The 21,180-nt window shown below is 69.5% G+C and carries 15 protein-coding genes; 7 read left to right on the top strand and 8 right to left on the bottom strand.

Annotated elements, in window-relative coordinates; all coding sequences use genetic code 11:
- Nucleotides 1-89 precede the first annotated feature (89 nt).
- The 7 genes from ABZ027_RS02125 to ABZ027_RS02095 form a co-directional block, all read right to left on the bottom strand.
- Nucleotides 90-1,862 carry a carboxylesterase family protein gene (locus ABZ027_RS02125; protein ID WP_356763379.1) on the bottom strand — a complete coding sequence of 591 codons (1,773 nt, stop codon included), beginning with the start codon at nt 1,860-1,862 and terminating at the stop codon, nt 90-92.
- Nucleotides 1,863-2,021: 159 nt separating this feature from the next.
- Nucleotides 2,022-3,272: an alginate lyase family protein gene (locus ABZ027_RS02120; RefSeq protein WP_356763378.1), complete on the bottom strand. Its 1,251-nt coding sequence runs from the start codon at nt 3,270-3,272 to the stop codon at nt 2,022-2,024.
- Between the two features lie 29 nt (nt 3,273-3,301).
- Nucleotides 3,302-6,634 carry a putative Ig domain-containing protein gene (locus tag ABZ027_RS02115; RefSeq protein WP_356763376.1) on the bottom strand — a complete coding sequence of 1,111 codons (3,333 nt, stop codon included), beginning with the start codon at nt 6,632-6,634 and terminating at the stop codon, nt 3,302-3,304.
- On the bottom strand, nt 6,631-8,160 hold the full coding sequence (locus ABZ027_RS02110) for a glycosyl hydrolase family 28 protein (protein WP_356763374.1): 1,530 nt from the start codon (nt 8,158-8,160) through the stop codon (nt 6,631-6,633). The genes ABZ027_RS02115 and ABZ027_RS02110 overlap by 4 nt, the downstream gene beginning before the upstream one ends.
- 33 nt (nt 8,161-8,193) lie before the next feature.
- Nucleotides 8,194-9,060: a carbohydrate ABC transporter permease gene (locus ABZ027_RS02105; RefSeq protein ID WP_356763455.1), complete on the bottom strand. Its 867-nt coding sequence runs from the start codon at nt 9,058-9,060 to the stop codon at nt 8,194-8,196.
- A 23-nt stretch (nt 9,061-9,083) separates the two neighbouring features.
- Nucleotides 9,084-10,082, bottom strand: coding sequence for a sugar ABC transporter permease (locus ABZ027_RS02100; RefSeq protein ID WP_356763372.1), 999 nt, complete (start codon nt 10,080-10,082; stop codon nt 9,084-9,086).
- Complete coding sequence (locus ABZ027_RS02095) at nt 10,079-11,428, bottom strand: extracellular solute-binding protein (protein ID WP_356763370.1); 1,350 nt, start codon at nt 11,426-11,428, stop codon at nt 10,079-10,081. Before ABZ027_RS02095 ends, ABZ027_RS02100 begins: the two co-directional genes overlap by 4 nt.
- A gap of 493 nt (nt 11,429-11,921) precedes the next feature.
- On the opposite strand from ABZ027_RS02095, the gene ABZ027_RS02090 reads away from it, so the two are divergent.
- The 7 genes from ABZ027_RS02090 to ABZ027_RS02060 all read left to right on the top strand — a co-directional run bounded on the left by ABZ027_RS02090 (nt 11,922) and on the right by ABZ027_RS02060 (nt 20,701).
- Nucleotides 11,922-12,935 (top strand): hydroxyacid dehydrogenase, encoded by a 1,014-nt coding sequence (locus ABZ027_RS02090; RefSeq protein WP_356763368.1) that lies wholly within the window; start codon nt 11,922-11,924, stop codon nt 12,933-12,935.
- Nucleotides 12,936-13,145: 210 nt separating this feature from the next.
- Nucleotides 13,146-14,234, top strand: a complete 1,089-nt coding sequence (locus ABZ027_RS02085; RefSeq protein WP_356763365.1) for a LacI family DNA-binding transcriptional regulator — start codon at nt 13,146-13,148, stop codon at nt 14,232-14,234.
- Nucleotides 14,235-14,629: 395 nt separating this feature from the next.
- Nucleotides 14,630-15,964, top strand: coding sequence for an extracellular solute-binding protein (locus ABZ027_RS02080; protein WP_356763363.1), 1,335 nt, complete (start codon nt 14,630-14,632; stop codon nt 15,962-15,964).
- Nucleotides 15,965-15,975: 11 nt separating this feature from the next.
- On the top strand, nt 15,976-16,860 hold the full coding sequence (locus tag ABZ027_RS02075; RefSeq protein ID WP_356763361.1) for a sugar ABC transporter permease: 885 nt from the start codon (nt 15,976-15,978) through the stop codon (nt 16,858-16,860).
- Nucleotides 16,860-17,774: a carbohydrate ABC transporter permease gene (locus tag ABZ027_RS02070; protein ID WP_356763359.1), complete on the top strand. Its 915-nt coding sequence runs from the start codon at nt 16,860-16,862 to the stop codon at nt 17,772-17,774. The genes ABZ027_RS02075 and ABZ027_RS02070 overlap by 1 nt, the downstream gene beginning before the upstream one ends.
- 22 nt (nt 17,775-17,796) lie before the next feature.
- Entirely contained in the window at nt 17,797-19,437 is a 1,641-nt protein-coding gene (locus ABZ027_RS02065) for a family 43 glycosylhydrolase (RefSeq protein ID WP_356763357.1), read from the top strand.
- A 178-nt stretch (nt 19,438-19,615) separates the two neighbouring features.
- Nucleotides 19,616-20,701 (top strand): substrate-binding domain-containing protein, encoded by a 1,086-nt coding sequence (locus tag ABZ027_RS02060; RefSeq protein WP_356763355.1) that lies wholly within the window; start codon nt 19,616-19,618, stop codon nt 20,699-20,701.
- A gap of 73 nt (nt 20,702-20,774) precedes the next feature.
- Here ABZ027_RS02060 and ABZ027_RS02055 read toward each other — a convergent pair whose 3' ends face one another.
- Complete coding sequence (locus tag ABZ027_RS02055) at nt 20,775-21,179, bottom strand: SgcJ/EcaC family oxidoreductase (protein WP_356763353.1); 405 nt, start codon at nt 21,177-21,179, stop codon at nt 20,775-20,777.
- Between the last annotated feature and the right edge of the window lies 1 nt (nt 21,180).

Raw genomic sequence — 21,180 nt, 5'->3', positions numbered from 1 at the left:
GCGGGCCGGGCGGGCCGGGGCGCTTTCCGGGCGGATCGGCGCCGGCCGGGACCCGACCACCTGCCCGACTCCAGCGGATCGAGAACCCGTCAGTCCTGGGGCGTCGACGAGCGGCGTACCGACCCGGGCAGTCGCAGTCGCCGTACCGCCGACCGCAGCTCGGCGCTTCGCGCGGCGGCCGTGCTCCGGGCGGCCATCGCCCGCATCGGGGCGAGCCGGGCCGACATACGGTGCCCGCCGGACGCCACCTCCGGGTCCACCGTGGGAGCCACTGCGGGGTCCAGCACCACGTCCAGCACCGGATCCGCCGCCGGGCCGGTCGCCTGGACCGCCCCCGCGTCCGCCGCCACATCCGCCACCGGCCCCGTCGACAAGGCCGCCGCCGCCCGGGTCCGCGCGTCCGCCGTCCACACCGCGAGCTCCCGGTCGCGTGGGCCGTAGGCCGTGTGCGGCTCGCCGTCGCCGAAGACGTGTACCGGGTGGGAGTCGTCCCAGGGCTGCCAGCCCGGGTCGCCGTCCGTGGCGAAGCGCACCCACGCCCCGTGTATGGCGTCGGCCAGGTCGCGCGGGGCGCCGGAGCCGGCGAGCTTGGCGGACTCGGGGGTCTCCCCGGTGTCGAAGACGAAGCCCAGCTCCAGGGCGTGGCAGGAGCCGAGGCCGGGCAGCAAGGAGGGCCAGGCGAACTCGTAGACGTACGTGCGGTCGGGGCGGGCGTCGGCCAGGCGGTGCAGCGGGAGGCGCAGCAGGTGGTCGGTGACCATCTGGCCGACGATCTCGGCGGGGCGGGCCTCCGGGTGCAGTCCGCGGTAGCCGCGAGGCACCTCGGGGCCGCAGTGACAGCGGGCCATGGCACCGGCCAGCGCGACCGCGCCGAGCCGGTCGACGCGCTCCAGGAGTCCGCCCGGGACCAGCCACAGCCGGTACTCGTCGCGGGTCCAGCCAACCATCAGGTCGACGTCCCGCGCAACGTCCCCCTCGACGAGGGCGGCGAGGGGATCACGCGGCACGAGGTCGTCGTCGACGACGATCCCGAACGCGGGACCGCCGACCACCGGGCTGCTGAGCCTGCCGACCTCGGCCTGGGTGCGCAGCAGCAGCTCGCGGTCCACCTCGGCGAAGGCGGCCGCGGTGGCGGGGACCCGCAGCCTGGTCGCCATGCGGCGCACCATCCGCCGTACCTTGTCCCGGTCGCTCACCTCGGGCGGCCCGCTCTGCAGGACGGCCCGCCGCAACAGGCCCCTGGCCTGCGGTGCCGCGAGCAGGGCGCCGGTGCTGATCGCGCCGGCGGACTGACCGGCCAGGGTGACCCGGTCGGGGTCGCCGCCGAAGGCCGCGATCGACTCGCGCACCCAGCGCAGCGCGGCGAGCTGGTCGCGCAGGCCGGGGTTGGCGGGGACGTCCGGGAAGAGGCCGTAGCCCTCCACGCCGAGCCGGTAGTTGACCGACACGAGGACGACGCCGTCGCGGGCGAAGGAGTGTCCGTCGTACACGGGGACGGCCGACGATCCCCGGGTCAGGGCGCCGCCGTGCAGCCACACCAGCACCGGGAGCCGGGCTCCGGGGCCGGGCTCGGGTGTCCACACGTTGAGGTTGAGGCAGTCGTCGCCCGGCACCACCGGATCGGACAGGTACTGCGCGAAGGCGTCCGAGTACGGCGGTTTCGGTGCCGTCGGCCCGAAGGCGCCCGCGTCGCGCACGCCGTCCCAGGGCTCGGGCTCCTTGGGCGGCCTGAACCGCCGGGGTCCGAAGGGTGGGGCCGCGTACGGGATGCCCCGGAACACCGCGACGCCGCTCTCGTACCGGCCGCGCACGGCGCCGTACGGCGTCCTGACCACTGGGCCCGTCTGGTCCGCTGCCGTCATCTGCCCACCAGCCTCCCGTGCCGCACTTGTGCACCGTGAACATCAGAGCACCACAGGTGTCCCAGGTATTCCGGCCCGCGAGGGAAGTCGTGCGGCTGTTCGAGGGATATGGTCTACGGAGGGTACACGACGCGCACGCTCGCGTACCCTCCGTGACCGCTACTTCGCGAACATCAGGGTGCCGAATCCGAGCTGGTCGTAGCCGCCGCTGGTGGAGCCGTAGTCACCTCCCCCGCCCTCGGGCGCCACCGAGAAGCACATCTGGGAGATGTACTTGTCGTCGAGGAGCAGGCGCCGACCGTAGTGGTAGTGGAGCATCGCCCACACCGGGCGGCCCTGGCCGCGGGAGTCGGCGGAGATCACCGTCTGGGACGACTGGGCGCAGCTCTGTCCGGTGCCCCAGGTGTAGGTGGTGAAGGGCACGTCGTTGCCGAGGTTGTACTTGGCGACGTACTGGGCGGCCTTCATGAAGCGGCGGCCGTCGTACGAGTACAGGTCCTCGCCCTGGTTCCAGGCCATCTCGCAGATCGCGCCCATCTGCCCCATGCCCATCATGGTGTGGCCCTGGTCGCGGCCGGACTCCTGCCACTGGCCGAGGTCGTAGCCGTCGACGTTCGGGTAGAGGAACGGCACAGCGTGCTGGATGGAGCCGTTGCCGGCGCCGGACTTGAAGTAGGTGACGGCCTGGTCGTACTTGGCACCGTCGTCGCAGAGGATCCCGATGGCCAGGACGGAGGCCATGTTGCACAGGTCCCAGTTCGCCCAGTAGTTGGTGATGCAGGCGTCGTTGTGGCCGGTCAGGAACTGGTTGTTCAAGGGGTAGAAGACGTTCAGCATCATCTGCTTGAACTTGTTGAGGTCGAACCCGGCGTACCCGCGCATGAGTTCGGCGGCGTTGGCGAACTGCCAGCCGTAGATCCCGGCGGCGAGGAACCGGTCGGCGTTGCCCTGGATGGACGTGAGTGTGTTCGCCCAGGCGTTGAGGATGCGCACGGCGCAGTCGCCGTTCGCGGCGGTGCCGGCGACCTGCCAGCGCAGGGCGTTCTGGTAGGCGGCGGCGATGTCGTTGTAGAGGATGCCGTAGTTCTCGGGGTAGCCCGATCCGCGGTAGACGGTGGCCTGCGGGTTGGCCGTCCAGGTGGAACTCGAGTGGGTGTTGGCGGTCAGTTTGTTCCAGCCGGACAGCCAGGGGTCGGTGCCCGCGGCGACCCTGACCTTGGCTCGGTTGATGTCGCCGGCGTTGTGCAGCATGCCGGGGTGGGTGAAGGTGGCGGGCGCCGCGTCCGCGGTGGTGGCTGCGAACGTGCCGCCGAGAGCGAGTGCGGCGGTGAGACCGCCGGCGGTCCTGAACAGACCGCGGCGGCTCAACTCGGTTTCCTGGAGGTATGTGTGGGGGGAAGTGCGGCTCATGATGGGTGCGACTCCAATCCGTGGGGGGATCAGCCGGGGTTGATGCTCACCTCGTCGAACTCGGTGGTGGCGAGGGCCAGGGGGTTGCGGGAGCAGACCACGAGGCCCACGTGATAGGCGGCGTCACCGAACCCGGGGATCTGGCCGGAGGCCAGGGAGGTCCAGGTGGCGCCGTCGTCCGATGAGACGGCCGCGGCGAAGGTGGTCCCGGTGCGCTTCAGCCGGAGCAGCAGCGGCAGGGCCACGGTCGCGGTGCCGGAGAAGGCGGAGGCACCGGCCACGGTGGGCCGCAGCATGAGCTGCGCGGTGGTCCCGCCGGTGACGATCACTCCGGCCGCCTGGTCGAACGGTGACAGCGACTTCGCCATCAGCAGCCCCACCCGGTCGGCACTCGCTCCGGTACGGGAGACCAGCCGGGCGGTGACCGTGCAGTCGCCGGTGACCGGTTGCCGGACGAACTGTCCCGTCATTCCCTGGTTGTTGACGGTGAGATCGGCTCCGGCGCCCCGGACCACGAAGGTCCCGTCCTGGTGGGCGGTGCTGCCCGGGGTGCGGACGGCGACGACGCCGAGCGTCCCGAAGTCCCGGTCGTCGAGGACGACGTCGCCGAGGTCTCCGTACGTCCAGGGGACGGGCGGCGGTGTGCCGACCGTGAGGGTGAGCGTGCCGGAGACGTCTCCGGCCGCGTTGCCCGCGGTGAAGGTGACCGTGAACTCGCCGGTCTCGGTGGGGGTCCCGGAGATCAGGCCGGTGCGCTTGTCGACGCGCAGCCCGTCGGGCAGGCCGCTCACGGCGAACCGGATCGGCTCATGGGTGGCCCGCAGCAACTGCCGGAACGGGACCCCCTGGTTGGCGAACGCCGTGCTGGCGGAGGTGAGTTGAGGCAAGGACGGCGAGGGCATGACTGTCGTCGCGGGTTGCGAACGCGGGCCTCGCCCGGCGGTGTTGGTCTTCGCGACGGCGTAGTGATACGTCGTCCCGGGGGTGCCGGTGGCGTCCGCGTACCGGATGCGGGTGCCGAACCCGACCGGGCCGACGCCGGTCGCAAGGGTCCGATACGGCCCGTCGGCGTCGGTGGCGCGCAGCACCTGGTAGCGGGCGGAGAGGTCCGGGTCGGTCCAGGCCAGCTCGACGGCGTCGGCCCCGCTGGTCGCGGTGAGGTCACCGGCGGTGCGGGCGGGCTTCGGCACGGACCACACCTCGCCGGACGCCGAGGTCACGCTGACGTTGTCGAAGGCGCCCGTACCGGTGTCGGCGTACTCCTCGTCGACGCCGAGGCAGGAGGTGAGGACCAGACCGGCGTACGCGGTGCTCCCCAACTCGACCTCACTGGTGCCGACCTCGGTCCAGCGGATGCCGTCCGGGGAGATGGCGCCGGTGCAGCGGCGGCCCTTGCGGGTCACCCGTACCCAGTAGGGCGCGCGCAGCCGGTAGCCGTCACCCGCGCCCTCCACGTACGGCGCCTCGATCGGGGTAGCCGACTCGGGCAGTGCGCCCAGGCTGGAGATCGGGAAGGCGGCGGAGGTGGTGATGGCCTGTTGCTGGGTGGGTGGCACGGGGGTGCTGCCGGTTGCGGTGACCTGGGCTCCCGCCGACGCCCGTACCGACCACACCCCGCTCCAGGTGTGCAGCGGCAGCCCCTGGATCAGCATGGCGGCGTGCGCGGCGTCCGCGTCCAGGGCGGCCCGTACGGTGACCCCGATCTTGGAGTACTGCGAGCTGAGCGGCCACACGATCCGCGCGGTGACCGTGCCGTCGCCGCGCAGCGGCAGCTGGGCGACGCGGTAGGTGTCGGCGGTGCCGGATGCCTCCAGCACGAACCGCTCACCGTCGAAGCCGGCGGAGCCGGGGATCCGTACGTCCCCGAGGTCCCGCGTGGACCAGGGCGCGGGGAGTCCTGCTGTGGCGGTGACAGTGCTCGAAGTTACGCTCTGACCCTGGGAGTTGGTGGCGCTGACGACGTAGGAGTACGTCCGTCCGGCGCGCACCCCGCCGTCCGTGTACGTCGGCTTGTCGACGCCGGTGGCGATCTCCTCGTACGGCCCGTCGGGCTCGGTGGCCCGGCTGACGGTATAGGTGCTCGCCCATGCGGACGGCAGCCAGCTCACGGTGACCGACGATCCGTCGCCGGTCGCGGTGACGCCGGTGGGCGTCGTGGGCACGGTCGGCGCGGGCGCCTTCGTGCCGGCGTAGGTGAAGGTGCCCCAGCTGGGCAGGTCGTCGTTGCTGCCCTCGACGAGGCGGGCCCCACCGGTACCGCGGAAGACGGCCGCCTTCGTGTACGGGGTGTCGAGGCCGCGTACGCCGGCGTAGTGGGCGTACGCCATCTCGTAGATCGGGGGCAGGGTGCCGCGTCCGGTGGCCGAGACGGTGGTCTTGATGTACTTGCCGGTGCGGTCGAGGTCCGGGACGAAGGGGACGTCGCCGCCGATGTTGTAGCGGGCGGCGTACTCGAAGTTCGCGAGGATCCGCTCGCTGTCGTACCCCCACAGGTCGACGCCCTGGTTCCAGGCGACCTGGGCGATGTCGCCGGTCAGGCCGACCGCGAGCTGCTCGTGGCCCTGGTCGCGGCCGGACTCCTGGCCCTGGCCGGCGTCAGTGACGATGCGGTGGGTGACGCTGCCGTTGCCGGCTCCGGCCGCGGCGAAGCGCAGGGCGTCCTCGAAGAGGGCGGGCTGCTCGCAGAACACGCCGATGGCGAGGATGGTCTGAAGGGCCGTCAGGTCCCAGTTGCCGTTGGCGTACAGCATGTAGCCGGACACGGCCGGGTACCAGGCGTCCAGGAAGGACGCCTCGCAGCGGGCGATGTCCTCGTCCGTCCACCCGTCGTAGTCGCCGTGCCGCAGCAGTTCGGCCGCGTTGACGAACTTGAACGCCTGGAGTCCCGCGCCGAGCGGGCCGTCCGCGCCGGTGACCTTGGTCAGCGAGGCGGACCAGGCGTTGAGGATGTCGCGGGCCTTGTCGGCGTGGGCGCGGTTTCCGTTGGCACACCACATCAGGGCGTTCTGGTAGGCGGCGGCCGAGTCGGCGACCGCCTGGTTCTGGAAGTTGCTGGGGCCACGGCCCCAGGAGGTGATCTGCCCGGTGTTCTGGATCGCGTACGTCGGCTGGGAGCGCGCGTGGGCCGCGAGCGCCAGGTAGCCGTCGTACACCGGGGATTCCTTCGCGGCGACCGCGGCCTTCATCCGGGCGAGGTCGGCGGCGCTGTGCAGCAGGCCGGGGTGGGTGAAGGTGCGGGAGCCGGTGTGCTGTTCGGCGGCCCGGGCGGCGGTGGGCGTGAGCAGTCCGCTCGCGCCCGCCACCAGCAGGAGGGCCGCCGTGCCGCCGAGGAAGCCGCGGCGGCTCGGAGCTGGAGTGATCATGACGCGGCGGCCGCCTCGGCCTCGGCGGTGGTGAGGAACTTCAGGTTCGTCACATGCTCGTTGTAGAACCACTGGACGGCGTCAGTGGTGTAGTACCAGCTCGGCTTCTTCATCGAGTCGGCGACGACCAGCCCGTTGATCACCAGGTTCTCGAAGGTGACGTTGTTGATGGCGTGGTCGGCGTCGTAGCCGAGGAACAGCGACGGGTTGGCGCGGGTGCCGGTGTAGCTGAGGTTCTTGACGTAGACGTCCTCGATGCCGCGGCCCACCGAGGTGTTGTACTTCGGGTTGAACATCACCTTCATGTAGATGACCTGGCCCCAGCGGAAGTCCTCGATCCGTACGTCCTCGATCGTCACGTTCTTGATCAGGTTGGAGTCGCCGGGGTTGAGGGCGATGCAGCCCTGGTAGTTCATCTGGGGCTCACGGTGGTCGAGGACGTCGATGTTCCTGATGACCAGGTTCTCGAGCGTCTCGGGGGCGTCGCTGTTGCCGTGCGTGCCGACGTTGATCGGGTGCGCGACGTCGGCCCACAGGGTGCAGTTCTGGATGGTGATGTCGCGGGTGTCGCCGTAGTAGTCCCAGCGGTGGCAGTAGATGGCGAAGCAGTCGTCGGAGTTGCGCATGAAGCAGCCGTCGAAGACGATCCCCGTCGAGGAGAAGACGTCGAAGCCGTCGCCGTTGCCCTTCGAGCTGAACGACCGTGCCTTCTTGACGTGGACGTTCTCGCTCATGCCGAAGGTGCCCGCGTAACCGTTCGGGTTCATGATGATGACGTCCTCGACGCGGATGTTCTTGCTGCCCTCGCAGAGGATCCCGCCCGGGCCGGCGGTGATCATGCCGTGGCCGGTGAGGGCGGCCTTCTCCACGTTCTTGAAGAACACCTGGGCCTTCAGGACCGCGCCACCCGCCAGATACACGGTCTTGCCGCTGGGGACGGTGAGGACGTTCCCGGTGACGGTGTGGGTGCCGGGGCCGAAGTAGAGGACGTCCGGGTCGTCGGCGGACGGCGGGTTCGGGTCGATGTGGTTGGTGATGACGTGCAGACAGTCGAAGATCTCGTCGTTGATCTGCACGACCACGTCACGCGGCTCGTCGAGGGTGAACCGCAGGGTGTCGCCGAGGAGTTCGGGCTTGATGCCCAGGGCGTCCGGCCGCACCCGGGCCTTGGTGGTGCCGCCCTTGACGTAGGTCACCTCGATCTCGACGGAGCCCTGGAAGTCGAAGTACACCATCGAGGAGTTGAGAACCTTGCCGGACCCGGTCGTGGCGTTGATCTCCTCCAGCTGGGGCCGCCAGATGTCCAGGGTCTGCCACTCGCCGTCCGGGGCGGTGCGCACTCTCACCTTGAAGCTGGTGTTCGTGGGCATGTCCGCGGGCCGGGGGTAGGTCACGAGCTTCGGCGCGGAGAGGGTGCCCGCGTCGTCGGCCCGGGCCGACGACGCCGTCAGGCCGGTGAGGCCGGCGGCGAGCACGGTGGCGCCCGCCGCCTGGAGGGCGGTACGGCGGGACAGGGGCGTGTTCATACGTGACTCCTTGCAACAGGCAGGCAGAAGGGGCTACTTGAGCCCGGTCGTGGACATCCCGGCGACGAAACCGCGCTGGGCGATCAGGAAGATCAGCAGGATCGGGACGACGTACATCACGGACCCGGCGGCCGCCAGGTTGTTGACGGGCAGCCCGCCTTCCGTGACGTAGGAGGTCATGATGGCGACCGAGAGCGTCGTACGGTCGCTGGACAGCAGCAGCATGGGGGCGATGAAGTCGCCCCAGGTCCAGGTGAAGGCGATCACGAAGCTCGCGGCCAGCACCGGCCAGGACTGCGGCAGGAAGATCCGCCAGAAGATCCCGCCGTAACCGCAGCCGTCGACGATCGCGGCCTCCTCCAGCTCCCGTGGCATGGCGGCGAAGAACTGCCGGAACAGGAAGACCAGATACGGGGCCGCCGACAACCCCCACAGCACCCACGGCCAGTAGGTGTCGACCATGCCGACCTTGGCGAAGATGAGGTACGTCGGGAAGAGAGTGATCATCTGCGGCAGCATCATCGAGCCGAGCAGGACACCGAACAGCACCTTCTTGCCGGGGGCGTCCAGACGGGCGAAGCCGAAACCGACCCAGGCGGAGCTGAGGGTGACGAGGGTGGCGTAGATCAGGGCGATGATGAGGGAGTTGCGGGCGTATCCGAGGAAGTCGATGCTGGTGAAAGCCTCGGCGAAGTTGTGCCACTGGATCTTGTCGGGCAGCCAGTGCACCGGGGAGGCGGCGAGTTCGGGCGTGGTCTTCAGGCCCGTGATGACCAGCCAGCCGAACGGGCCGACCAGCAGACCGGTGACCGCGACGAGGACGGTGTAGAGGACGAGGCGGGACGCGCGCACCCGCACCCGGAGGGCGGGGGCGAGGTTCTCGGGGGGCACGGGGGGCATGGCGGCCGTGGCGGTGGTGGCGGTCACTTCTTCGCCTCCGGGTCGACGTTGTAGAACACCACACCGGAGGTGAGCCTGAAGATCAGGCCGGTCGCGATGAGGATCAGGACGAAGAGCACCCACAGGAGCGCGGAGGCGTAGCCGTAGCGGCCGAGCGCGAAGTACTCCGCGAACACGTGCATCATGTACATGTAGTTGGTCTGCGGGATCGCGGTGACGCCGGCCGGGGTGGGGTTGGGCGCGATCAACAGCGGCATGATCGTCTGCACCGAGGCGATCATCCCGGTCACGGCCTGGAACAGCAGCACCGGCGACAGCAGCGGCACGGTGATGCTGCGGAAGGTCCGCCAGGCGCTCGCACCGTCGATCCGGGCCGCCTCGTGCAGCTCGCGGGGCACGTCCTGGAGCCCGGCCAGGGAAATGATCATGACGTTTCCGGCACCCCACAGCACTGCCATCAGGATCACGTAGCGGGCGTACGGGTCGTCCAGCCAGGCGACCGCGTCGATGCCGAAAAGGTTGAGGACGCCGTTGGCTGCACCGGAGTCACGGTTGAAGAGCGTCTTGAAGACGAGGCCCGCGCCGACCGGGGGCACCACGGCCGGCAGATAGAGCAGGGTGCGCCACAGCCCGCGGGCCCGGATCGGGCGGTTGACCAGGACCGCGAGGCCGAGCCCCGCGACGATCGACAGCGGTACCGAGGTGAGGGCGAACACGCCGGCCCGGCTCAACGAGTCCCAGGTCACCGGGTCGGACAGCAGTTCACGGTAGTTGTCGAACCCTACGTAGCTCCAGTGCGGGGAGATCCCGTCGAAGGTGGTGAAGCTCAACCACAGCGCGTACGCCATCGGCCCGACGGTCAGCAGCAGGAAACCGACGATCCAGGGCGAGGTGAACAGATAGAACGCCCGGTGCCGGCGGGCGGTCATGGAGGTCCGGGGCAGGTCTCCCGAGCGGACGGCACCGCCTCCGATGGCGGGCCGCGGTCGCCGCACGGCCTCCGGTATCTGACTGACCGTCATCCCACCTGCTCCTTACCGCGCTTCAGCTGTTCGTTGACCGACGAGTTGAGGCGTCCCGCGAGGGTGTCGACGGAGATCCGGCCGTTCATCGCGGCCGGCATGACCTGGTTGAGGAGGGCTTCGAGCGCGTCCCACTTGGCGTAGGGAGTGAACGGGGTCACCGAGAAGTGCTTCAACTCGGCCTCCTGCACCCTGAAGACGCGTTTTTGGTAGTCCTCCTTCTGCGGCATCAGCGGGCGCAGCGACTTCAGGGTCGGTATCCCCCAGCCGCCCGCCGCGCGGGCCTTGGCCGGCCCCTCGCCGAAGAACCACTCGAAGACCCGCCAGGCGGCGTCCTTGTTACGTGCCTTCTTCGGCATCCACATGCCCGTGCCCGCCTGGCAGGAGCTGAGCCGCGGGCCGCCCTCGAAGACGGGGGCGGGGGCGAGGCGGGACACCTTCGCGATCTTGGGGTCGGCGTTGATCATGCCGCCCAGCCAGTAGCCGCTGCCCGACATGGCCATCCGGTTCGCGACGTAGGTGGGCCCGTCCCAGGCGTCCGGGTTGGGTTGGATGAGGCTCGGCCCGACTCTGGCCTTGGCGTAGTCCACGTACCAGGTCAGGGCCCTGCGGGCCTCGGGGGTGGTGAAGTCGACCCGGGTGAAGTCCTCGGAGAAGATGTTTCCGCCGGCGGCGGCGACCAGGTTCGTCAGCAGGACGACGATGTTCACGCCGTTGTAGCTGCCGCCGTAGACGGTGGTCTGGCCGTTCTTCCGCTCGACCAGTCGCCCGGCCTTCTCCAGCCACTCCTCGTAGGTGATCGGCTCGGTCTCGGCGGGATAGTCCACGCCCGCCCGGTCGAACTGCGCGGTGTTGTACCAGTACATGGCGTCCTGGGAGAAGTCCTTCGCCATGCCGTAGCGGGGCCCCTTGCCCTGGACGGCGCCGTCGTACCGCCACAGGTCGTTGACCGGGTCGAGGTCTTCGACCCTGAGAACGGTGGACTTGGCGAAGTACGGGTCCAGGTCCTCGGCGACGCCCCGGGCCGCGTAGAACGGCGCGTCCAGGGCGCCGACGCCGCGCACCAGGTCCGGCGGGTTGCCGCTGGTGAGCATCGCGATCAGGCGGGTGATGTCGTCCTGCACCAGGGTGATCCTGATGCCGAGTTCCTTCTGGGCCTGCTGGATCAGCTCCGGGGCGATGTCGTCGAGCTTGGCCATCACCGTGATGCTCTCCCCGCCGCCGGTCGCGGCACCTGCCACCTGCAGGGCGCAGCCGCTCAGCGCTGACGCGCCGGCCGCGGCGCCTCCCGCCGACAGGGCGAGGAATCGGCGGCGGCCCATCGAAGCACCGACACGAGGGCGCATGAACGCACCACCTCTCACTTCCTTGTTCGACATCTCGACCCGAGATCGAACCGGCGTCGCGATGTCGTGGACAACCGGTTGTCAGACAGTGGGCAGAGCTTCTTCCTGTCCGGAAACCGCGTCAAGAGCCTTGACGAACTTTCGAAAAGACTGCGTAACCTTGATGTCATGAGCCAACCGGTCGAACGGAACCGGTGAACGCGCTCTGATCTGCGAAGGCGACGGGGAACAAGACGGAGTCTCCTGCGGAGCTATCTTGGGAACCGGTTGCCAATACGTCCGCCGGTCCCGGCGCAGCCAAGCGCTCCAGGGTCGCCGCCGAGCCCCGGTAAGCGATTTCGCGACATCCGGACCCTCGCGGGCACCGGCCGCACCGGACCGCGACCGACTCCCCCGCCCATCTTGCCGATTGACCGCCCGTCTCCGCCAGATCTACGGTAGAAGACGCTTTCTGAAAATGTTTCCACCCAGTGCCCAGTGTGTCAGGAGAGACATGCCCAGCCCTCAGCCCCCCAGGGCCGTGTTCGCGATGGATCCGGTGCACCTCCCCCTGCTGTTCCCGCCGCCCCTCATGACCCGGTTGGCCAAGGCGGCCGAACTCGATCCCGCGCTCGTCATACGGGACTTCGCCGATCCCGCCGCGGCCGACGCCCTGGCCGACGCCGAGGTACTGATCACCGGCTGGGGCTGCCCCCGCCTGGACACCGGCGTCCTCGCCACGGCGCCCCGGCTGCGCACCGTCCTGCACGCCGCCGGCTCGGTCCGCTCGCTGGTCGGCGAGGCCCTGTGGGCGCGCGGCATCACCGTCTCCAGCGCGGTCACCGGCAATGCCCTGCCGGTCGCGGAGTACACCCTCGCGATGATCCTGCTCGCCGGGAAGGACACCTTCACCCACCGCGAGCGCTTCCGCGCCGACCACACCTACCCGCGGCCCGCCGAGACGGCGTCCATCGGCAACGTCGGCCGCCGGATCGGTGTCATCGGCGCCTCCCGGGTGGGCCGCCGTCTCCTGGAGCTGCTGCGGCCCTTCGACTTCTCGGTCCTGCTGCACGACCCCTACGTCAGCCCCGCCGAGGCCGCCGCCCTGGGCGCCGAACTCCTGCCGCTGGAGGACCTGCTCGCGCAGAGCGACATCGTGAGTCTGCACGCCCCGGACATCCCCGAGACCTACCGCATGCTCGACGCCGGACGGCTGGCCCTCATCCGGGACGGCGGCGTCCTCGTGAACACCTCCCGGGGCGCCCTGATCGACCCCGACGCCCTCACCGGGGAGTTGGTCTCCGGCCGGCTGCACGCGATCCTCGACGTCACCGAACCCGAGCCGCTGCCCGCTGACTCCCCGCTCTACCGACTGCCCAACGTCTTCCTCACCCCGCACATCGCAGGCTCGCTCGGCAACGAGCTGGAGCGGTTGGGCCGCATCGTCGTCGAGGAACTGGAACGCCTGGTCGCGGGTCTGCCACCGGCCCACGAGGTACGCCACTCGGACCTGGCGCGGGTCGCGTGAGGTCGGCGCGGACCGCCCTGCGCACCCGGGGGAAACAACCGGAAACAATGGGATACGGTTTCAGTACCGGCGTGGACCAGCGGACACCCCACGGACTCCGGCAGGGTCCAAGAGGTGTGCCCCGCACTGCCGGTCCACCTGGTCATTCCGGTCCACCCGGTTCTCCCGGTCCCCGGGCGAGTCGGCCGCAACGGTGAAGGAGCCGCAACGGTGAGTCAGCGCAAGGCGTCCGGCGACGCCGGACGGGCCACCATCCGCGATGTCGCCGAACAGGCGGGCGTCTCCGTCGCCAGCGTGTCGCGCGTCCTGTCGGGCAACTACCCCGTCTCGGAGGACCTGCGCCGCCGGGTGATGAAGGTGGTCGGCGACCTGGACTACGTCACCAACGCGCACGCCCGCTCCCTCGCCGGCGGCGGTACGCCGACGGTCGCCATCCTCATCAACAACATCACCGGCGCCGCCTTCGCCCATGTCGCCAAGGGCGTCGAGAGCGCCGCCACCCTGCGCGGCTGGCTCTCCCTGGTCGGCACCACCGGCGACGACCCCGAACGGGAACTCGCGCTGGTGAACCTGATGCGCCAGCAGGGCGTGGCCGCGGTGGTCCTGCTCGGCGGCGCCTACGACTACGACGAGTACCAGTTGCGCATGGCCCGCTTCGCCCGCTCGCTGGACGCGGCCGGCTCACACCTGGTGCTGGTCGGCCGACCACCCCTGGAGGGCGACGTGCCGGCCACGACGGTCGACTACGACAACGAGGGCGGCGCCTACGCGATGGCCAGCCACCTCCTGTCCGCCGGGCACCGCAGGGTCCTGGTCCTGCCCGGTCACGCCGAACTCACCACCGCGCAGGGCCGCTTGAGGGGCGCCAGGCGCGCCTTCGAGGCGTACGGCGTGCCCTTCGAGCCGGGCATGGTGCGGCACGGTCCCTACGACGACGAGCACGGATACGAGGCGGTCGAGGAGAGCCTGCGTGAGGGCCTGGACTTCACGGCGGTGCTGGCAGGCACCGACGTGGTCGCCGCGGGCGCGGCACAGGCGCTTCGCGCGGCGGGCCTGCGGGTGCCCGAGGACGTCTCGATCGTCGGCTACGACGACATCCCGCTGGCCTCCCAGCTCACCCCCCAACTCACCACCGTGCACGTGCCGTACGAGGAGATGGGCCGGGTCGCCCTGCGTGCCGTCGCCGACCGGCGCGAGGGCGGCGGGGGCCGCCGCAAGGGCACCGACGGGGACCACCTGGTGCTGGGCACCCATGTCGTCGTACGGAACTCCGTGCGGCCGCCCGCCCAGCGAGGATGACGCGACCTTCCTCCGGACCCGAACGAGCTGCTCGTTTCGTAAACGTTTTCTGGAAGTTTTCACCGGCCACCGGGCCACCCCCGGTTCCGCCCCCGTCACTGCGGCCGATCCGACTGCCTAGCCTCTGACCTGGTAACACTCCGGCGGCCAGCGCCACGTCAGGAGTCCAGCCGCGGATAACCGCGCGGACAAACCGGCGTAACAAATTGCTCCGCACCTCTTGCTATGAGCAGGACCGTCGGCCTACCGTCCCAGCAACCGCTTACTACAGCTTCTGCTTGGCCGAACCCCCGCAACCGCGAGCCGATGGATTCTCCGGCCGCCGTTCCCGGCCGACACCCAGCCGTCACCCCCTCCCCCTCCCTGAGCCCTACTTCCCGAAGGAACACGGTCAGATGAACTTCACCAGCCGCCGGAGAAGGTTCGCCCGCACCGCCGTAGCGGGACTCGCGCTGTCAGGTCTGCTCTCCGCGTGCGGCGGAGGATCCGACTCGGGGGGCTCCGACTCCTCCGGCCCGGTCACCCTCCCCTTCTGGGGCTGGGCCAACGGCCAGGAGGCGGTCGTCAAGGCGTTCAACGCCTCCCACAAGGACATCCAGCTGAAGTACACGAAGGTCACCGACCAGCTGACCATGCAGAAGCAGCTGACCAACGCGGTGAAGGCCGGCAACGCTCCCTGCCTGGTGCAGAACACGGCGGAGTACGTCACGAGCTGGGTCTCGCAGGACGCGCTCGCCGACATAACGAAGTACGTCGAGGCGGACAAGGACAAGTTCAACGCCGGTTCCTGGGCGAGCGCCGAGGTGCAGGGCAAGATGTACGGCGTCCCCACCAGCTCCTCCCCCAACTTCACGATCTACCGCACCGACCTCTTCCAGAAGTACGGCATCAAGGCGCCGACGACCTGGGACGAGTTCATCGCCGCGGGCAAGGAGCTGAAGAAGCACGGCGTCAAGATCACCAATTACGCCGGTGAGGACCCGAGCACCCTGGAGGTGCTCGCGATGCAGGCCGGGGCGCACTGGTACGCCATCGACGGCAACTCCTGGAAGGTGAACTTCCAGGACGAGGGCACACTGAAGGCCGCCAAGGTGATCCAGGAGATCATCGACAACGACCTGAACGCCAAGCTGTCGTTCGCCGACTACGCGGCCGTGCAGCGCAGCTACGACAACGGAGACACCGCCACCCGGCAGATCTCCACCTGGCAGATGGCCGGCATGGTGCAGAACTTCACCAAGTCCTTCGGCAAGTGGGCCCTCACCCCCTGGCCGACGTTCACCGGCGAGGCGCCCAAGACTCCGGCCGGCACCAACCTCACCGGCAGCGTGACCCTGGTGACGAAGGGCTGCAAGAACCAGGAGCAGGCAGCCGAGGCCGCGCTGTGGATGTCCACCGACACCGGCGCCGTCAAGACAATGGCCAGCCCGACCACCGGCAACGGCGTGATGCCGGCGCTGAAGAACAGCGACACCTACGTCGGTGACGCGATCTCCGACAAGCTGCTCGGCAAGAACTACGAGCCGGCCAAGAAGACCGTCACCGACAGCCTCAACACGGTCACCACCGACTGGGTCTTCGGCCCGGACTGGACGGCGATGTTCACCGAGATGCAGGCGGGCTGGGCCAAGGTCGTCAACAAGCAGGAGAAGGTCACCGACCTCCTGGCGCACATGCAGGAGTGGACGGTCAAGGACCTCAAGTCCCGCGGCATCAGCGTCAAGGGCTGAGGCAACCCACGATGATTCGCTCCCTGCGCTGGAAGGGCGCCGCCTTCACGGTGCCCTTCCAGCTCGGCTTCGTCTTCCTGTACCTGCTTCCGATCGGCTACGCCGTCTACCAGTCGCTGTTCCGGGTGCAGCAGTCCGGACTGGGCCTCGGCGGCTCCACGGAGGAGTTCTCCGGCCTCGACAACTACCGGCAGGGCCTGACCGACTCGGCGTTCATGGGTTCCGTCCTGCGGGTGGTGCTGTTCGCCTGTGTGCAGATCCCGGTGATGCTGCTCATCAGCCTGGTGCTGGCGCTGCTCCTGGACGCCCTGACCTCCAAGGCGGCGAGCCGGTTCCGGATCGTGCTGCTGGTGCCGTACATGATCCCCGGCGTGGTCGCCGCCGTCGTCTGGATCAATCTCTACAGCCCCGATGTCGGCCCGCTGACCCCGCTGGGCGAGGTGTTCGGGTTCTCCTGGAACTTCTTCGCGCCCTCGATGGTGTGGTCGTCCATCGGCAACCTGCTGACCTGGCACGGCATCGGCTACAACATGGTGATCATCTACTCGGCGCTCCAGGGCGTGCCTCGCGAACTGTTCGAGGCCGCGCGTCTGGACGGCGCCTCCGAGCGGCGGATCGCGCTCAGCATCAAGATCCCGTATGTGCGGGGCGCGCTGGTGCTGACCGGCATGCTCTCGGTCATCCAGATGCTGCAGATCTTCAACGAGCCCGCGCTGTTCCGGAACATCACCCCGCAGACGGTCAGCGACAGCTTCACCCCGATCATGATCATCTACAACCAGGCGTTCAACGCCGGCAACTACCACTACGCCGCCGCCCTGTCGGTGCTGCTCGCCCTGATCCTCGGCGTGGCCTCCTTCCTCTTCTACCGGCTGACCTCGAAGGAGGTGGACTGATGGTGATGACCGACAGCGCGACCGAGCGGCCCGCGACGGACGCCGTCCGCCGGCTCACCCAGCCGGACCCCGCCGCGCGTGGTCGCGGCGGCCAGCGCTTCCTCCTGGTCGGACTGATCCTGGCCAGCGTCTACAGCCTGTTCCCGGTGTGGTGGCTGATCGTCGCCTCCACCAAGGACCGCACGGGGCTCTACCAGTCGAACGGCCTATGGTTCTCCGGCTGGCACCTCTGGGACAACCTGCACCAGCTGTTCACCTACGAGAACGGCATCTTCCTGCGCTGGACGGCCAACTCGTTCCTCTATGCGGGAGTCGGCTCCCTCGGCGGCACCCTGCTCGCCCTCGCCACCGGCTACGGCCTGGCACGCTTCGACTTCCCCGGCCGCAACCTGGTGTTCGCGTGCGTGGTGGGCTCGTTCCTGATCCCGATCGCCCTGCTCACGCTGCCGCTGTACCTGCTGTTCTCGGAGATCGGCCTGGTCGACACGGTCTGGGCGATGCTGATCCCCTGCCTGATCAACCCGTTCAGTGTGTACCTCGCCAAGGTGTACACCGAGGCCACCATCCCCTTCGAGCTCCTGGAGGCGGCCCGTATCGACGGCGCCGGAGAGCTGCGGATCTTCTTCAGCATCGTGCTGCGGATGATGACGACCGGTGGCGCGACGGTTTTCCTGCTCGCGTTCGTGAACACCTGGAACGCCTTCTTCCTCCCGTTGACCGTGCTGCGCGGCGAGGAGAACTGGACCCTGAACCTGGGCCTGTACAACTGGTCCGGCAAACGCCTGGAGTCCGGTGTCGACCTGACGAGTCTCGTCCTGACGGGCGCGCTGCTGTCCATCGTGCCGATGGCGATCATGATGGTCGCGATGCGCCGTTACTGGCGGACGGGCGTGACGCTGGGAGCGCTCAAGTGACCGTGATCCAGGGGGCCTTGGCGTGACCCGTCTGCACAATCCCGTCATCCGGGGGTTCGCCCCCGACCCGTCCCTGATCCGGGTCGGCGACTGGTACTACGTGGCGACGAGTTCCTTCGAGTGGTTCCCCACGATCCCGATCCACCGCTCCCGGGACCTGGCGCACTGGGAGTACGCGGGGCATGTGCGAGGGGCGGCCCCCGGCGGCTCACTGGCCGGGGTCCCCGACTCGGGCGGCATCTGGGCGCCGTCGCTGAGCTGGGACGGGGAGCGTTTCTGGGTGACGTACGCGATCGTCCGCTCGGTCGGCACGCCGTACTTCGACACGGACACGTATGTCAGTACGGCCACGGACGTGGACGGCATGTGGAGCGCGCCGCGCCGGGTGGCGAGCCATGGCTTCGACCCCGCGCTCTTCCACGAGGGGGGCAGGCTGTGGCTGCTGAACCTCCAGAACGACCACCGCCCGGGCGGCAGACGCTTCGCCGGGATCGTCCTGACCGAGCTGGACCGCGACACGCTGAGTCCGGTCGGCGGCACACACCTGCTGCTCCAGCACGAACGGCTCATCGAGGGGCCGAAGGTGGTCCGGCGCGAGGGCTGGTACTACCTGGTCCTGGCGGAAGGCGGCACCGGGTTCGAGCACGGGGTACGGGTGGCACGGGCGCGTGAGCTGACCGGTCCGTACGAGCTCGACGACCGTCCGCTGCTGACGTCCAGGGACGACCCGTCGCTGCCGCTGCAGAAGGCGGGCCACGGCGAACTGGTGCGAACACCGGGAGGTGACTGGGTGTTGAGCCATCTCACGGCCCGCCCGGTCAGCACACCCGACGGCCCGCGCTGCCCGCTCGGCCGCGAGACGGCGATCCAGGCGGTGACCTGGGACGCGGAAGGCTGGCCCCGGATGCGGCACGGGGGTCCGCATCCGGAGGTCCAGGTCGAGATCGACGTATGCGACGCACTCGATGCAGTCGAAGAACGGGAGGCACGGGAGGCACCGACGAATTCAGGTGGGCCTCTGCCTCAACTACCGGACCAAACCGACCCGTTGGGCTGGCCCTGGAGCTCCCCGCGCGCCACCCCCGACTCCTCCTGGGCGGACGCCACGACCCGGCCCGGCTGGATCCGGCTGCGCGGCCGGCACGGGCCCGAGTCGCGCTGGGCGCACAGCCTGCTCGCCCAGCGCGTCACCGAGCACCGGGCCGAGGCGGAGGTCACCGTCGAAGCGAGTCCACGCACGTTCACGCAGGCGGCCGGGCTGATGCTCTGGTACAGCGCCGAGGCGTATCTCGCCCTCGACCTGACCTGGGCGGAGCCGGAGGGTGAGGGGCAGCGGGGACAGCAGTGGAGCGGGGAGGGCCGTACGGTCCTCAGTCTGGTGGCGCGGGAGGAGTCCGTGACCCGACAGGTGGCCGTGGTCGACGTCGCCTCGGAAGGGCCGTTGACCCTCGGTGTCACGGTCGACGGTTCGGACGCGCGGTTCTGGTACGTGCGGAGCGGGGTGCGGACACCGGTGGGGCCGCCGCTGGACTTCACCGAACTCTCCGACGACTACGGGACCAAGCTGCGCTTCACCGGCTCGATGGCCGGCATCCATGCCGTGGACCTCGTCGACGCGGCGTTCTCGGCCGACTTCACCGGGTTTCGGCTCACCTGCCGGTAGCGCTGCGGCGTGCTCACCCTCGCCCCGTTCGAAGTTTCGAAAGTTCAGGCCCGTACGGACCTGCGAAGTCCGGCCCCTTCCCGACTTCGCCCGGTGAACCTAGGGTAGGAAGCGCTTACTATTTCCGCCCTGTCGAAACTTTTCATGGCCCACGGGCGGGCCGGAGAGGTGGTTCCCGATGGTCCGTACGGGGAGTGCGAGCGTGGCGGCCGGGCCGACCCTGGCGGTCGTGGCCCGCGAGGCCGGGGTGTCCGTGCCGACCGCCTCGAAGGTGGTCAACGGCCGTGAGGACGTGGCTCCCGAGACCCGGCGACGGGTCACGGAGGCCCTGGACCGGCTCGGCTACGTCCGCAGACCCAGGTTCGACGCGGCGAAGTCGTCGGGACTGGTCGACCTGGTGGTGCACTCGCTGGACAGTTCCTGGTCGGGGGCGGTGCTGCACGGGGTGGAGGCGGCGGCCCACGACGCGGGCCTGGAGGTGGTGGTGTCGGCCGGCCTGACCCGGACCCGCAGCAGCCGCCCCGAACGAGGCTGGCTCGACAAGCTCATCGCCCGCGGCTCCTCCGGCGTGCTGTTCAACCTGGCCGAGCTCACCGATTCGCAGTACGCCTGGCTCGACCAGCACAGCATTCCGTACGTACTGATCGACCCGGTGCTGGAACCTCCGGCGGGCGTGGTGTCGGTCGGGGCCGCGAACTGGCAGGGCGGGGTGACGGCGACCGAGCATATGCTGGCCCTTGGCCATGAGCGGATCGCCGTGATCGCGGGCCACCAGCGCAAGATGTGCAGCAGCGCCCGGGTCTCCGGCTACCGCTCGGCGCTGGCGTCCGCCGGGGTCCGGATCCGCCCCGAGTACGTTCGCCACGCCGGTTTCGACGAGAGCGTCGCCCGCCGCCGCATGCTGGAACTCCTCGACCTGCCCGAGCCGCCCACGGCCGTCTTCGTCTGCTCGGACCGCATGGCGCTCGGTGTCTACGCGGCCCTGTCGGAGCGGGGTCTGCGAGTTCCCGAGGACATGAGCGTCGTCGGTTTCGACGACCTCCCCGAGGCCCGCTGGCTCACTCCGGCCCTCACGACGGTCCGGCAGCCACTGTCGGAGATGGCGGCGACGGCGCTACGACTTCTGGTCCGGATGATGGAAGGGGACCGCCCGGAGAGCACCCGTACGGAGCTGTCGACGCGGTTGGTGGAGCGGGCGAGTACGACGGGGGTCGGTCTGACGGAACTCGGTACGGCGAGGGTCGGTGCGGCGACACCGGCGTGAGCGGCACCTCTCGCAGCGCCTCCTGGATGATCGATTCCAAAGGGTCAGCGTGCAGCCAGTCTGTCCGAAAAGATCAGTCGATGACGACCTGCGTGTTCTGGCAGGCGGTCAGCAGCCAGCGGCCGTCGTCCTGCTTGGTCATCACGTACAGCGGAGCACCCTCGCTCTCGTCGTCCGGGGACAGGTAGCGCTGACGCACCTTGACCGCCGCGACGTCCGGGCGGATGAAGAGCACGTGGACCACCTCGTAGCTGACCTTGCCGTCCCAGCCGGCCGCGGGGAGCACCTTCCGGGTGAACTCCGAGATCGCTTCGAGGCCGATGAGAACCTTGCCGTGGCCCGTCGTCCAGACCGCGTCGGGGTGGAAGAGGGCGAGGAATTCGTCGGGGTCCTTGTGTTGCTGGGAGTGCTCGACGGTGGCAACGACCTGCTTGACGGCTTCGATGTCTGCGGCGTGCGCCGGGGACTCCGTGTTCATG

The sequence above is a fragment of the Streptomyces sp. NPDC006332 genome (assembly GCF_040612855.1).
Taxonomy (GTDB): domain Bacteria; phylum Actinomycetota; class Actinomycetes; order Streptomycetales; family Streptomycetaceae; genus Streptomyces.
The sequence above is the reverse complement of the archived record's forward strand: the minus strand, read 5'-3'. Positions and strand labels throughout refer to the sequence as shown.